12 protein-coding genes are annotated in these 14,129 nt (G+C 38.8%); 11 read left to right on the forward strand and 1 reads right to left on the reverse strand.

Annotated elements, in window-relative coordinates; translation table 11 throughout:
• Positions 1-76 precede the first annotated feature (76 nt).
• From accD to pyk, 4 genes are all read left to right on the forward strand, one after another.
• Positions 77-955 (forward strand): acetyl-CoA carboxylase, carboxyltransferase subunit beta, encoded by an 879-nt coding sequence (accD, locus tag M5A78_RS16415; protein ID WP_248736360.1) that lies wholly within the window; start codon positions 77-79, stop codon positions 953-955.
• The gene (accA, locus tag M5A78_RS16420; RefSeq protein WP_248736361.1) at positions 949-1,926 is read left to right on the forward strand and encodes an acetyl-CoA carboxylase carboxyl transferase subunit alpha; all 978 of its coding nucleotides are present in this window, start codon (positions 949-951) and stop codon (positions 1,924-1,926) included. Before accD ends, accA begins: the two co-directional genes overlap by 7 nt.
• 286 nt (positions 1,927-2,212) lie before the next feature.
• Positions 2,213-3,172: a 6-phosphofructokinase gene (gene pfkA / locus M5A78_RS16425; protein WP_248736362.1), complete on the forward strand. Its 960-nt coding sequence runs from the start codon at positions 2,213-2,215 to the stop codon at positions 3,170-3,172.
• A 30-nt stretch (positions 3,173-3,202) separates the two neighbouring features.
• The gene (gene pyk / locus M5A78_RS16430) at positions 3,203-4,966 is read left to right on the forward strand and encodes a pyruvate kinase (RefSeq protein WP_248736363.1); all 1,764 of its coding nucleotides are present in this window, start codon (positions 3,203-3,205) and stop codon (positions 4,964-4,966) included.
• Between the two features lie 47 nt (positions 4,967-5,013).
• Here pyk and ytvI read toward each other — a convergent pair whose 3' ends face one another.
• Positions 5,014-6,129, reverse strand: a complete 1,116-nt coding sequence (gene ytvI, locus M5A78_RS16435) for a sporulation integral membrane protein YtvI (protein ID WP_248736364.1) — start codon at positions 6,127-6,129, stop codon at positions 5,014-5,016.
• A gap of 220 nt (positions 6,130-6,349) precedes the next feature.
• Here ytvI and M5A78_RS16440 point away from each other — a divergent pair, with 220 nt between their 5' ends.
• The 7 genes from M5A78_RS16440 (at position 6,350) to pnpS (ending at position 14,124) form a co-directional block, all read left to right on the forward strand.
• Entirely contained in the window at positions 6,350-6,808 is a 459-nt protein-coding gene (locus tag M5A78_RS16440; RefSeq protein WP_248736365.1) for a DUF441 domain-containing protein, read from the forward strand.
• A 377-nt stretch (positions 6,809-7,185) separates the two neighbouring features.
• Entirely contained in the window at positions 7,186-8,304 is a 1,119-nt protein-coding gene (gene citZ, locus M5A78_RS16445) for a citrate synthase (protein ID WP_248736366.1), read from the forward strand.
• A gap of 142 nt (positions 8,305-8,446) precedes the next feature.
• Positions 8,447-9,715 (forward strand): NADP-dependent isocitrate dehydrogenase, encoded by a 1,269-nt coding sequence (gene icd / locus M5A78_RS16450; protein WP_248736367.1) that lies wholly within the window; start codon positions 8,447-8,449, stop codon positions 9,713-9,715.
• Between the two features lie 181 nt (positions 9,716-9,896).
• On the forward strand, positions 9,897-10,835 hold the full coding sequence (gene mdh / locus M5A78_RS16455) for a malate dehydrogenase (RefSeq protein WP_248736368.1): 939 nt from the start codon (positions 9,897-9,899) through the stop codon (positions 10,833-10,835).
• An 83-nt stretch (positions 10,836-10,918) separates the two neighbouring features.
• Positions 10,919-11,395 carry a MaoC/PaaZ C-terminal domain-containing protein gene (locus M5A78_RS16460; RefSeq protein ID WP_248736369.1) on the forward strand — a complete coding sequence of 159 codons (477 nt, stop codon included), beginning with the start codon at positions 10,919-10,921 and terminating at the stop codon, positions 11,393-11,395.
• Between the two features lie 246 nt (positions 11,396-11,641).
• Positions 11,642-12,358 carry a response regulator transcription factor gene (locus tag M5A78_RS16465; RefSeq protein ID WP_248736370.1) on the forward strand — a complete coding sequence of 239 codons (717 nt, stop codon included), beginning with the start codon at positions 11,642-11,644 and terminating at the stop codon, positions 12,356-12,358.
• Positions 12,355-14,124 (forward strand): two-component system histidine kinase PnpS, encoded by a 1,770-nt coding sequence (gene pnpS, locus M5A78_RS16470; RefSeq protein WP_248736371.1) that lies wholly within the window; start codon positions 12,355-12,357, stop codon positions 14,122-14,124. Before M5A78_RS16465 ends, pnpS begins: the two co-directional genes overlap by 4 nt.
• The last annotated feature ends 5 nt before the right edge of the window (positions 14,125-14,129 follow it).

Genomic DNA, 14,129 nt, shown 5'->3' on the forward strand with positions numbered 1-14,129 from the left:
GGATAGAAAGACTTCTGAATAGAATGATATGGAGAAGCCTGCCAATTGGTAGGAGCGTTATGAGGGAGGTTTCATTTTGGCGCTAAAAGATCTTTTTACTAAAAATCATCCGAAAAAGAAAAAATATGCAACAATTCCCACTGAAACTGCTAAAAATGACGTACCTGAAGGAATTATGACTAAATGTCCTTCGTGTAAGAAAATCATGTATACAAAAGAATTAACAAAAAATCTAAAAGTTTGTTTACATTGTGGGTTTCATTTTCAAATGAATTCAAGAGAGCGAATTGACAGCTTTATTGATGAAGGCAGCTTTGAAGAAATAAATGAAAATATGATGTCTAAAAATCCTTTGAATTTCCCAGATTACCTTGAAAAGCTGGAAAAGGATCGGTTAAAAAGTAACTTAAACGAAGCTGTTGTTACAGGAATCGGCAGCGTTAATGGAAACAAAATTGTCCTTGCTATCATGGATGCCTCTTTCCGAATGGGGAGTATGGGTTCTGTTGTTGGTGAAAAAATAACGCTTGCGATTGAAAAAGCAGATGAACTTTCTGTACCATTTATAATATTTACTGCTTCTGGTGGTGCGAGAATGCAGGAAGGTGCCTTGAGTTTGATGCAAATGGCAAAAACAAGTGTTGCTTTAAAAAGGTTCAGTGAACATGGGGGCTTATATATTTCCATTATGACACACCCGACAACAGGTGGCGTCTCTGCGAGCTTTGCCTCGTTGGGAGATTTCAACTTCGCAGAACCAGGCGCTTTAATTGCTTTTGCTGGTCGTAGGGTTATCGAACAATCAATTCGAGAAGAATTACCAGAGGATTTTCAAACGGCCGAATTTCTTTTAAAACACGGTCAACTGGATGCGATTATTTCACGCGTAGACCTCGTCGAGAAAATCACTAACATTTTAGAAATCCATCAACCCGGGGGTGAACTCGCATGGTAGGAGAATTAGAATTCGAACGCCCGATTACCGAGTTAAGAAAGAAAATTTCTGAGATAAAAGAGTTCACGAAAACAACAGATGTCGATTTAAGTTCTGAGATTGCAAAATTAGAAGATCGGCTTGAAAAGCTAGAGAACGATATATATGCAAATATTAAACCTTGGGATCGGGTACAAATAGCACGGCTTCCAAATAGGCCGACAACTCTTGATTATATTTCCTATCTTTTCGAAGGATTCTTTGAATGTCATGGTGACCGGACCTTTGCTGATGATGAGGCTATAGTTGGCGGAATAGCCAGATTTAAGGGTCTACCAGTTACCGTAATTGGTCATCAAAGAGGGAAAGATACGAAAGAGAATATCCGCAGAAACTTTGGAATGCCACATCCAGAGGGCTACCGAAAAGCCCTTCGCTTAATGAAACAGGCCGATAAGTTTAATCGTCCAATTATTTGTTTTATCGATACAAAGGGAGCCTATCCAGGAAAGGCTGCTGAAGAACGTGGTCAAAGTGAAGCCATTGCCCGCAACCTACTCGAGATGGCAGGCCTCAGAGTACCGGTCATTTGTATTGTTATTGGAGAAGGGGGTAGTGGGGGTGCTCTTGCCCTTGGAGTCGGCAACCGCATATATATGCTTGAAAACTCAACCTATTCCGTTATTTCTCCAGAAGGTGCAGCGGCTATTTTGTGGAAAGATGCCGCTTTTGCTAAAAATGCTGCTGAAACGATGAAAATAACTGCACCCGACTTAAAAGAATTAGGTGTTATTGATGGGATTATTCCGGAAATCAAGGGTGGCGCCCATAAGGATGTTAAAAAGCAAGCTGAGGAAATTGAAAAATTGTTAACAACCTCCTTACAACAGCTGCTTGAACTATCGAAAGAAGAACTAGTAGCTGATCGTTATAATCGATTTAGGACAATTGGTGAATATTCTATAATGAATGACTACATTGGAGTAAATTAAAAAAAGTGCTCATTTGAGCACTTTTTTTGTAGTTCACAAAAAATTCATTAAAATGACGGTGGCGACGCTTACAAAGAGGAATAAAACGTTTCCATTTCACTAACTATTCCGTCTATTGTATTTACTAATATGAATCGGTTGTTAAGGGCATTTCTTCATGTTATTTTATAATTATTCAATGCTTTTATGTTAATACTAAAAGTAATAATAACGAAAAGTTGTGCTTATCTATTTTATTAACAATAATCTACATAGGTTTTCTAATTCCATGATTGAGGTGAAAAATATGAAAAAAATAGGGGTACTTACGAGTGGCGGAGACTCCCCAGGGATGAATCCTGCGATTCGGGCTGTTGTTCGTAAAGCGATTTTTCATAATGTAGACGTTTATGGTATTTATGGCGGTTATACAGGTTTAATTTCCGGAAATATAAAAAAGCTTGAGCTTGGTTCTGTTGGTGATATTATCCACCGTGGAGGAACTATGCTTCATTCAGCGCGCTGTCCTGAATTTAAAACGAAAGAAGGACAGCAAAAAGGAATTGAACAGCTTAGAGCTCATGGAATAGAAGGGCTTGTTGTGATCGGCGGAGATGGCTCATACCGCGGTGCGAAGGCTTTAACTGAGCAGGGTTTTCCATGCGTCGGTGTACCTGGAACAATCGATAATGATATTCCAGGTACAGAACTTACAATTGGTTTTGATACGGCATTAAATACAGTCATCGATGCCGTCGATAAAATCCGCGATACGGCAACATCCCACGAAAGAACCTTTGTCATCGAAGTTATGGGACGAAATGCAGGTGACATTGCTTTATGGGCTGGACTTGCAGGCGGCGCTGAAACGATATTAATACCGGAAGAGAACTATGACATGAATGAAGTGGCAGAAAGGCTGCGCAGTGGCCAGGAACGCGGGAAAAAACATAGTATCATTATTGTTGCTGAAGGTGTTTGCAGCGGGTACGAATTCGCCAAACAGCTTCAAGAAGCAACTAGTTTTGAAACAAGAGTATCGGTATTAGGCCATATCCAACGTGGCGGTTCACCAACTGCTGCTGACAGAGTGCTTGCCAGCAGGTTAGGAGCCAGGGCGGTTGAGCTTTTAATTGAAGGAAAAGGCGGCCGTGCAGTCGGAATGGAAAAGAATCAGCTTGTTGATTATGACATTATTGAAGCTCTTGGTAAAAAACACACATTGGATTTTGATCTGTTCAAATTGTCAAAGGAATTATCTATCTAATTATTTGTTCGATTATTAGGAGGCTATAGCATGCTACGAAAAACAAAAATCGTTTGTACGATCGGTCCTGCAAGTGAAAGCGTGGAAAAACTAACTCAATTAATCAATTCTGGAATGAACGTTGCCCGTTTGAATTTTTCACATGGAGATTTTGAAGAACATGGTGCCCGAATCCAAAACATCCGAGAAGCGGCAAAGCAAACAGGAAAAACCGTTGCCATCCTGCTTGATACCAAAGGTCCTGAAATTCGGACAAACAATATGCAAAACGGTGCAATCGAGCTTAAGTCAGGCGAGAATATTATTATTTCAATGACTGAAGTCGAAGGAACCTTAGAGAAATTTTCTGTTACATACTCTGGGTTAATTGATGATGTACATGTAGGTTCAAAAATTCTACTAGATGATGGTTTAATTGGTCTTGAAGTAACGGAAATAAATAAAGCGACCAAAGAAATTTATACGAAGATTTTAAATAGCGGCACATTAAAAAATAAAAAAGGTGTTAACGTCCCTGGCGTATCAGTTAATTTACCAGGCATAACCGAAAAGGATACCCAGGATATTCTTTTTGGAATTGAACAGGGGATTGATTTCATCGCGGCCTCATTTGTCCGCCGTGCCAAAGACGTTTTAGAAATCCGTCAGTTGCTAGAAGAAAATAAGGCAACACATATCCATATTATCCCTAAGATTGAAAATCAAGAGGGCGTAGATCATATTGATGAAATTCTTGAAATCTCTGATGGCTTAATGGTTGCCCGTGGAGACCTTGGTGTAGAAATTCCAGCTGAAGAGGTTCCACTTGTCCAAAAAATGTTGATCAAGAAATGTAATGCCCTAGGAAAACCTGTCATTACCGCTACTCAAATGTTGGATTCCATGCAACGGAACCCACGACCAACTCGTGCTGAAGCAAGTGACGTAGCTAATGCCATTTTTGATGGAACAGACGCAATTATGCTTTCTGGGGAAACTGCAGCAGGCCTTTACCCAGTAGAGGCAGTTCAAACGATGCACAATATTGCTTCAAGAGCCGAACAGGCGTTAGATCATAAAGAAATTTTATCAAGCCGCAGCAAGGACACCGATCATAACTTAACAGATGCGATTGGTCAGTCTGTTGCACACACCGCATTAAACCTGGATGTTAAATCGATTATTACACCAACGGAAAGCGGCCACACAGCCCGGATGATTTCGAAATATCGTCCGAAGGCAGCGATTGTTGCAGTTACGGCCAACGACCATGTTTGCCGCCGCTTATCACTTGTTTGGGGCGTATATCCACAGCTTGGTAGAATCTGCACTACTACAGATGAAATGCTAGATATTGCCGTGGAAGAAAGTTTAAACAGCGGTATCGTCAAACATGGAGATTTAGTTGTCATCACAGCAGGTGTCCCAGTTGGTGAGGCAGGTACAACTAATTTGATGAAGATACACGTAGTCGGTGATATCATTACAAAGGCGCAGGGAATTGGCCGCAAATCTGCTTTTGGGAAAGTAGTCCTTGCCCATGATGCGAATGAAGCTATCGATAAAGTAAAGCCGGGCTCGATTCTTGTGACAATCGGTTCAGACCGTGATATGGTTCCAGCAATAGAAAAATGTGCTGCTCTAATTACGCAAGAAGGCGGATTAACCAGCCATGCAGCTGTAGTTGGTTTAAACCTCGGGATTCCAGTTATTGTCGGAGTGGATAATGCTTTGGAATTGTTCAATGATGGTCAAGAAATAACAGTTGATGCTACTAGAGGAGTTATCTATAACGGCCACGCTAGTGTATTATAAACCATAAAAAAACGTCAGCTCCCAATATGGAAGCTGACGTTTTTTGCTTAGGCTTCTTTTCCTTTAATAAATGCCCAGACGTCATGAAAGACATTGGCGCGGTAAAGGGTACTGATAATGACAAGAGTTACCGGTCCGACAATTAATCCTAAAAAGCCAATTGTTTTAAATCCGACGAATAACGCAATTAATGTCGCTAACGGATCTAAACCAATACTTGAAGAAAGAATTTTTGGCTCCATAACTTGTCTTTGAACCAAGACAATAATATAGAGGACACCAAGGCCGATGGCAAGGCCCATATCGCCTCCAATGGCGGTATAAATTATCCATGGAACAAACACAAGCCCTGTACCAAGATATGGGAGAATATCCACAATTCCTGTTACTAATGCAATTGTTATTGCATAATCGACACCAAGGATAAGCAAACCGATTAAAATAATTATTGTAGTAATCGAAATTAACGTTAACTGTGCTTTAATAAAACCAAATAAAGCCCTTTTTAAATCAATGAATACCGTCCTACCGCTTGTTTTAGCTCTATCAGGGACGATTTTGCTACCCAGTGTCGATAAACGGTACCAATCCTTGCTGATAAAAAAAGTAGCCAATAATGAAAAAATAAGCACTGTTGCTGCATTCGGAAGCCAGGATAAAATATTTGGGATGATTTCGAACAGATTTTTAATAAATGAGCCCATTGTTGAGCCAATTTTCTGACCAACATTTTGAATATTACCAATAATAGTATCCTGCTGCCCTGTCTCAAGCTTATTAAATAAATTCGTCAATTGATCATAGAGAGGGAGAATCTGAGCAGTAAAATATTTCTCAATATAGCCAATTAACGTATCAAGATGTTCTGGAACGACGTTAGCCAAGTAGTTGGCACCAGAGACAATCTCTGCTACTAAAAGCGTAATTAACCCTGCAAATACAGCCAAAATAATAATAAGCGCAACGATAACGGCAAGCCCGCGCGGCATTTTTGCCTTTTTTTCAAAAAAATCAACAAGCGGATTAATGAAAAAGGCGATGATTAGGCCAATCAAAAATGGATATGTCACTGTCGATAAATAATAAAAAGCGAAAAGTGCTAATACAACGGAACCGATAACCAGTAAAAATCTTATTGTCCGGTATATGTACTTAGGATTCAAAGACAGGCCTCCTTTTAACTATCCTATATAGTAGTTTTAGTTTAACATTTTATGAATAAAGCTGCATAATTTTCCAATAAATATTATTAATCTGAAAATTATTACGTTAAACATGATGAAAAGTTTCGTTTTGATCAAGAAAAAAGACAACTCTAAGCATTATATCCACTTTGTTAAAGATATTATGGTACGATAATTTAGATGAGGGGTGTTGAGATAAATGATAAGTGAATCATTTTTATTCCTGTTATTATTGCTTGTCATCGGATTTATTGCCAAAAACAGTTCATTAATGATTGCTATTGCAGCATTGCTTTTCCTAAAGGTAGTTGGAATGGATGCAAAGGGATTCACCTTTCTGCAATCGAAGGGGATTAATTGGGGAGTCACCATTATCACGATTGCTGTTTTAGCGCCAATTGCAAGTGGGGAAATAGGTTTTAAAGATTTATCTGGTGCCTTTAAAACCCCGGTTGCTTGGATTGCCCTTATCTCAGGAATGCTTGTGGCGATGCTTGCAAAAGGGGGAGTAAAGTTACTAGCTGATGATCCGCAGGTTACAACGGCATTAGTCCTAGGAACCATTCTTTCTGTTTCAATATTTAAAGGTGTGGCGGTTGGTCCGTTAATAGGTGCTGGGATTGCTTATGCAGCTATGAAAGTTTTTAGGTTTTTTTAACTTGATTTTTTGTGAAATAATATTTTTTTCTATTTTTCAGCTCCTTTTCATTCACAAAAATCTGATAATTGTTTATAATAGGCTTGTAAGCGTATCCTTTTTTACATAAACCACATTTAAATGCTGAATTACTTGTAAAATAATTTTTTCATTGTGAATGAAAGGGCATACAGTCGCTTTGCATGTGCTCCGAGCAATCGCTCAGTCAGTTTAAGGGGGAAACAAAAGGGTAGAGTTTTGGAGGGAATCCCCTTCATTACTTTTTGCCAATTTTTCTAACTATGCTGAAACTAGTAATTGGGTTCAGCTGCTATTCAAGGGTTTAAGTTACAAAATTGAGTAATGGGGAAATTTAGAAAGTGAAGGAGAGATTTTTTATGACAGTAACACGAGGTCTCGAAGGGGTAGTGGCAACAACTTCCTCCATCAGCTCGATTATTGATGACACGCTAACATATGTTGGCTATGACATTGATGATTTGGCTAAAAACGCCAGCTTTGAAGAAGTCATTTATTTATTATGGCACCGCAAGCTGCCTAATGCTGAACAACTTTCAGAATTAAAGCAGCAACTTTCTGAGAATGCTGCACTTCCACCGGAAGTAATCGCACATTTTAACATGTATCCAATTCAAAAAGTGCATCCAATGGCGGCACTTCGCTCAGCGGTCTCTTTATTGGGATTATACGATGACGAAGCAGATTTAATGGATGCAGAAGCGAATTACCGTAAAGCGATTCGACTTCAAGCAAAAATGCCTGCTATTGTGACAACATTTGCACGGGTTAGAAAAGGTCTTGAACCAATCGCACCAAGACAGGATTTAAGCTTTGCTGCGAATTTCCTCTACATGTTAACAGGTAAAGTACCCGAAGCAATTGCTGTTGAAGCTATTGATAAAGCCCTAGTGCTGCATGCCGATCATGAATTGAATGCTTCTACATTTACAGCGCGGGTTTGTGTCGCTACTCTATCAGATGTTTATTCCGGAGTAACCTCTGCAATTGGTGCTCTTAAAGGACCACTTCACGGAGGTGCCAACGAAGCGGTAATGAAAATGCTTACAGAAATTGGCACACTTGAAAATGTAGAACCGTATATACACGACAAGCTTGAAAAGAAAGAAAAAATCATGGGCTTTGGTCACAGGGTATATCGACAAGGAGACCCACGTGCTAAGCATTTAAAAGAAATGTCAAAAAAATTAACAGAGCTAACTGGTGAACCACAATGGTATGATATGTCAGTTAAAATTGAAGCGATCGTTACTGGCGAAAAGAAACTGCCGCCAAACGTAGATTTCTTTTCAGCATCTGTTTATCATAGTCTAGGGGTAGACCATGACTTAATGACACCAATCTTTGCAGTAAGCCGTGTATCTGGATGGCTGGCACATATTTTAGAGCAATATGAAAACAATCGTTTAATCCGCCCTCGTGCAGAATACACCGGTCCTGGAATGCAAAAATATATTCCAATCGAGCAAAGGGGTTAATATTTTACTTTTTTTCGAAAAATTGTTTCAATAAAGATTGAATGAATAGGTTAGGGGCTTTGGCTCTCTAACCTTTGATTCAGTCTTTGCGATGCAAACTATTTAGTTCAAAGGGTTTTACATAATAGGAGGGAGAACAACTATGCAAGGCGAAAAAATCACGGTTAAAGACGGAGTATTAAACGTACCAAACAATCCGATTATTCCATTCATCGAGGGAGACGGAACAGGTCCTGATATTTGGGCAGCTTCATACAGAGTGTTAGATGCAGCAGTTGAAAAAGCGTATAAAGGTGAACGTAAATTAGTATGGAAAGAAGTTTTAGCTGGAGAAAAGGCGTTTAACCAAACAGGTGAATGGCTTCCTTCAGAAACTCTTGATGTCATAAATGAATATTTAATCGCCATCAAAGGCCCATTAACTACTCCTGTTGGCGGTGGCATTCGTTCATTGAACGTTGCACTGCGCCAGGAATTAGATTTATTTGTCTGCTTACGTCCTGTAAGATGGTTCGAAGGCGTTCCTTCACCAGTTAAGCGTCCGCAAGATACAGATATGGTCATTTTCCGTGAAAACACTGAAGATATCTATGCCGGTATTGAATATGAAAAAGGCTCTGAAGCTGTTAAAAAAGTGATCGACTTCTTACAAAATGAAATGGGTGTTAAGAAAATCAGGTTCCCTGAAACTTCAGGTATCGGAATTAAGCCTATTTCTGAAGAAGGGACAAGCCGCTTAGTACGTTCTGCACTTAACTATGCCATTAAAGAAGGCCGTAAGTCACTAACCATCGTACACAAAGGTAATATCATGAAGTACACTGAAGGCGCGTTTAAGAACTGGGCATATGAGCTAGCTGAAAAGGAATTTAGCGATAAAGTCTTTACTTGGAATCAATATGACCGCATTAAAGAAGAACAAGGTACAGATGCTGCCAACAAAGCGCAGGCAGATGCAGAAGCTGCTGGCAAAATCATTGTGAAAGATGCAATTGCTGATATCTTCTTACAGCAAATCCTTACTCGCCCACGTGAGTTTGACGTTGTTGCAACAATGAACCTAAACGGAGATTATATCTCTGATGCATTAGCAGCACAAGTAGGCGGTATTGGTATTGCTCCAGGAGCAAATATCAACTATGAAACAGGACATGCTATCTTTGAAGCGACACACGGAACTGCTCCAAAATATGCTGGCCTTGATAAAGTAAATCCTTCTTCTGTTATTTTATCCGGAGTGTTAATGCTTGAACACTTAGGCTGGAACGAAGCAGCAAAAATGATCGTTAAATCAATGGAAAATACAATTGCTTCTAAAGTGGTTACTTATGACTTCGCCCGTCTAATGGACGGAGCAAAAGAAGTAAAAACTTCAGAATTTGCTGATGAGCTAATTAAAAATATGGAATAAGTTAGAAAAGGGGAAGCGCCTTGACCAGGGGCAATTGGGGAGAAATATCGACTAGCAAGCAAAGCGAAGCCAGAAATTACTCTCCCTCGATCCCAAAGGTGCTAGCGCTAGACATTTGTTTTCGGGCTGTTTTCGGGCAGCCCTAATTAACCTATTTTATTCGATTAAGGGGAGAGCTATTATGTCATTAAATCGTAAAAAGGTTTCTGTAATTGGCGGTGGATTCACTGGAGCTACTACTGCATTTTTACTTGCACAAAAAGAACTCGGAGATGTCGTTTTAGTCGATATCCCGCAAATGGAAAACCCGACAAAAGGGAAAGCGTTAGATATGCTTGAAGCAAGCCCTGTTCAAGGCTTTGATTCAAATATTACTGGTACGTCTAATTACGAGGACACACGGGATTCTGATATCGTCGTAATTACTGCGGGTATTGCACGTAAACCTGGTATGAGCCGTGATGATTTAGTGCAAACAAACCAAAAAGTAATGAAAAGCGTAACACAAGAGATTGTGAAATATTCTCCAAACTGTACGATTCTTGTCTTAACAAACCCAGTTGATGCGATGACTTACACGGTATTTAAAGAATCAGGTTTCCCTAAGAACCGTGTCATCGGTCAATCCGGCGTTCTTGATACTGCTCGTTTCCGCACATTTGTGGCTCAAGAATTAAACCTTTCAGTAAAAGATATTACTGGTTTTGTTCTAGGTGGACATGGTGACGATATGGTGCCGCTTGTACGATATTCTTATGCAGGTGGAATTCCACTTGAAACATTAATTTCTAAAGACCGGTTGGAAGCAATTGTTGCACGCACAAGAACAGGCGGCGGTGAGATTGTCAACCTTCTTGGTAACGGAAGTGCTTATTATGCCCCAGCTGCATCTTTGGTTGAGATGTGTGAAGCAATCCTTAAAGACCAACGTCGTGTCTTACCTTCGATTGCCTACCTTGAAGGCGAATTTGGTTATGAAGGTATTTACCTTGGAGTTCCAACGATCCTAGGTGCAAATGGAATCGAAAAAATTATTGAGCTTGAGCTTACTGCAGAAGAAAGAGCAGCACTAGACAAGTCTGCTGAATCCGTTCGCAGTGTTATGAACGTATTAGCTTAATGAATAGGAATTCGGGGTGAGGATTCCCCCGAATTTTTTTCAAATTAATAATGAAATCGCTTTCAATAAGGAGTGAGTGTTGGATGCTTTTAGGGAAAAAAAGAAAGCTTGGCCGAATGATTGACGAGATAACGATTGGTGAAAAGTTATCTTTAACGGAGAAAATCGAAGATAAAGATCTTCTGCTATATCTAGGATTAACTGATGATGCCAACCCGCTATATATACAACATGACTATGCTTCACAAACGCCTTTTGAAAAACCAATTGTTCCTAGTATTATGTTAACGGGGATGATTACCTCAGCTATCTCAAAATACTTACCTGGACCAGGAAGCCATATACTAAGCCAGGAAATTGAATTTCTTAAGCCTGTTTATCATTATGGTACCATCGAGTTTCTATTTGAAGTAATTGATGTGAAAAGTGACGAGCACATCGTTGTGATTAGTGTTATCGGAACCAATGAAAAAAAAGAAACGGTCATCAATGGAAAAATCAAAGTTTGTCCGCCGCATAGGTTAGAAGAAATACACGGAAGAGCTCTGGATAATTTTTAATAGGATACACTCTGGGGAATGTGAAAACATTCTCTTTTTTTTATTCAGCAAGCAAAAGTGAAATTTTTAAATTCAAAGTTTATTTTTAAAAAATAGCACTGTGGTAGGTAGATAAACATGACTAATTTGTTAACTTTTGCAAAAAAAACCAACCAATTAAGGCTTTTTCATATATCTGCCCATAAAACTAGATAATCCGTATTCTTTAACATTATAATGAAAGTATCTTATAAAACGGGGGTTCTTATGAAAAATAAAGTACTTGTTGTGGATGATGAGCAGTCGATAGTAACCTTACTTAAATATAATTTTGAGCAGGCGGGATATGAAGTTATCACAGCAATGGATGGTAAAGAAGGAAAACAGTTAGCTGAAACCGAGTCACCTGATATCATCGTATTAGATCTCATGCTTCCTAAATTAGATGGAATGGAAGTGTGCAAACAGCTTCGGCAAAAGAGTATCATGACCCCAATATTAATGTTAACGGCAAAAGATGATGAACTTGATAAAATATTAGGCCTTGAGCTTGGTGCAGATGACTATATGGTTAAACCCTTCAGTCCGAGAGAAGTGATTGCACGTGCAAAGGCCATTCTAAGACGAACTCAGGTTCAAACTGAGACCGTTGGAGATAATAATAAAAACGATGAGAAAATTGGAATAGGAAAGTTATCCATTTATCCGGAAAAATATGAAGCCTATTATAATGATCATATATTGGAATTGACCTTAAAGGAATTTGAATTACTTCTCTATCTCGCCCAAAATAAAGGTAGGGTATTAACCAGGGATCAATTACTCAGTTCGGTTTGGAATTATGATTTTGCTGGAGATACAAGGATCGTTGATGTACATATCTCCCATTTAAGAGAAAAAATTGAGGAGGAAACGAAGAAGCCGGCCTATATTAAAACCATTCGTGGTCTTGGTTATAAGATAGAGGAGCCTAAAGGAGAATGACAAAATTCCGAACAAAACTTCTAATTGCACTAATCACCTTAATTATTATTGTATTAGTCGGATTAGGAATATTGCTTGGCCAATTATTTAAAAGCTATTACTCACAAACATTTAACGAACGTCTAAAAATAGAGCGAAATCTAATCATCACTTTAATTGAGGAAAAGGGCGGAGTTTCATCTTTTAATAAGGAGGATGTTTTAAAATTCAGTGAGAAGTTAAATGTTAGGGCAACCATTACAAATCTTGAAGGAAAGATATTGTATGACAGTGGTATCTCCACTATTAACGATAACAACGGCAATGGTCTAAACGAAATTATTAATGAGGTCATTAAGAAAAAGCCGAAAATAGAGGATCGATTAGAAGAAGGCGATAGCTATGATCTCCACTACTATTGGAAGCCAATTAAAAAGGATGGACAAAAAGAAGGATACATATTCCTTAGTACGAAAACGAATGAAATGAAACAGGCATTCGGACAAATTTGGTGGATTCTCTCCATTAGCCTAGGGATAGCCCTGATTGTCATCGTATATCTTGGTATTAGAATTACTTCAAGGTATACAAAACCAATAGAATCTGCAACAAATGTTGCGATTGAACTAGCAGAAGGTAATTACCGTGCTAGAACGTCTGCCGATCAATTAGATGAAACAGGGATGTTAGCTACATCCATTAATATGCTGGCAGAAAACCTTCAAGAGCTCACAAAAGCACATGAAATGCAGCAGGATCGATTAACGGCTTTAATTGAAAATATGGGAGCTGGATTAGTCTTAATTGATAGTCGCGGGTACATAAATCTAATTAATAAAGGCTATATTGATTTATTTCATGTGAATCCAAATGATAATTTATCAAAGCTTTATTATGAAGTTATTGATCATGATGAAATTTGTCATTTAGTGGCCGAAGTGTTTCGAACGGAGCAAAAGGTAAGTAAACAATTACTGATACCCTTAATGATTGAAAGAAGATATTTTGATGTATACGGTGTTCCAATTATTGGGACAAATAATGTTTGGAAAGGTGTTTTACTCGTTTTTCACGATATTACCGAACTAAAAAAACTCGAGCAAATGAGGAAGGATTTTGTTGCCAATGTTTCTCATGAATTAAAAACTCCTGTCACATCGATTAAAGGGTTTACCGAAACTCTTTTGGACGGAGCGATGAATGACAAAGATTCGTTGGATGCATTTCTTACCATCATTCTAAAAGAAAGCGACCGTCTTCAATCACTTATTTATGATCTGTTGGAGCTTTCTAAAATAGAGCAGCAAGGCTTCACGTTAACACTGATGGAAATGGATTTGCGTTCATTGCTTGAAGAAGTTATTACCCTGCTTTCCGGGAAAGCAGAAGCCAAGAATATTCGCCTTGAATTTTACAGTAAGCAGAACCAAGTACTTATTAATGGGGATGTTAATCGCTTAAAGCAGGTGTTTATCAATTTAATTGGTAATGCGATTACTTATACACAACCTGAAGGGAATGTTAAAATTATCCTTCTTGAGTATAGTAAAAATGTTCGGATACATGTGAAGGATTCTGGTGTAGGAATAAAAAAAGAAGAAATTCCCCGTATTTTTGAGCGATTTTACCGAGTGGACCGTGACAGAAGCCGTAATTCCGGTGGAACGGGACTTGGTTTAGCCATTGTGAAACATTTAGTAGAAGCGCATCATGGGAATATAAATGTCAAAAGTGATGTTGGTGAGGGTAGCGAGTTTATCATCGAGCTTTACAAAAATTTGAAATGATGGAA

Source organism: Neobacillus rhizosphaerae, assembly GCF_937468385.1.
Lineage (GTDB): Bacteria > Bacillota > Bacilli > Bacillales > Cytobacillaceae > Neobacillus > Neobacillus rhizosphaerae.

What these genes read in the sequence shown, in the direction of transcription:
- accA (WP_248736361.1), top strand. Translation starts at nt 949, where the DNA reads ATGGTAGGAGAATTAGAATTCGAACGCCCGATTACCGAGTTAAGAAAG.
- pfkA (WP_248736362.1), top strand. Translation starts at nt 2,213, where the DNA reads ATGAAAAAAATAGGGGTACTTACGAGTGGCGGAGACTCCCCAGGGATG.
- pyk (WP_248736363.1), top strand. Translation starts at nt 3,203, where the DNA reads ATGCTACGAAAAACAAAAATCGTTTGTACGATCGGTCCTGCAAGTGAA.
- M5A78_RS16440 (WP_248736365.1), top strand. Translation starts at nt 6,350, where the DNA reads ATGATAAGTGAATCATTTTTATTCCTGTTATTATTGCTTGTCATCGGA.
- citZ (WP_248736366.1), top strand. Translation starts at nt 7,186, where the DNA reads ATGACAGTAACACGAGGTCTCGAAGGGGTAGTGGCAACAACTTCCTCC.
- icd (WP_248736367.1), top strand. Translation starts at nt 8,447, where the DNA reads ATGCAAGGCGAAAAAATCACGGTTAAAGACGGAGTATTAAACGTACCA.
- mdh (WP_248736368.1), top strand. Translation starts at nt 9,897, where the DNA reads ATGTCATTAAATCGTAAAAAGGTTTCTGTAATTGGCGGTGGATTCACT.
- M5A78_RS16460 (WP_248736369.1), top strand. Translation starts at nt 10,919, where the DNA reads ATGCTTTTAGGGAAAAAAAGAAAGCTTGGCCGAATGATTGACGAGATA.
- M5A78_RS16465 (WP_248736370.1), top strand. Translation starts at nt 11,642, where the DNA reads ATGAAAAATAAAGTACTTGTTGTGGATGATGAGCAGTCGATAGTAACC.
- pnpS (WP_248736371.1), top strand. Translation starts at nt 12,355, where the DNA reads ATGACAAAATTCCGAACAAAACTTCTAATTGCACTAATCACCTTAATT.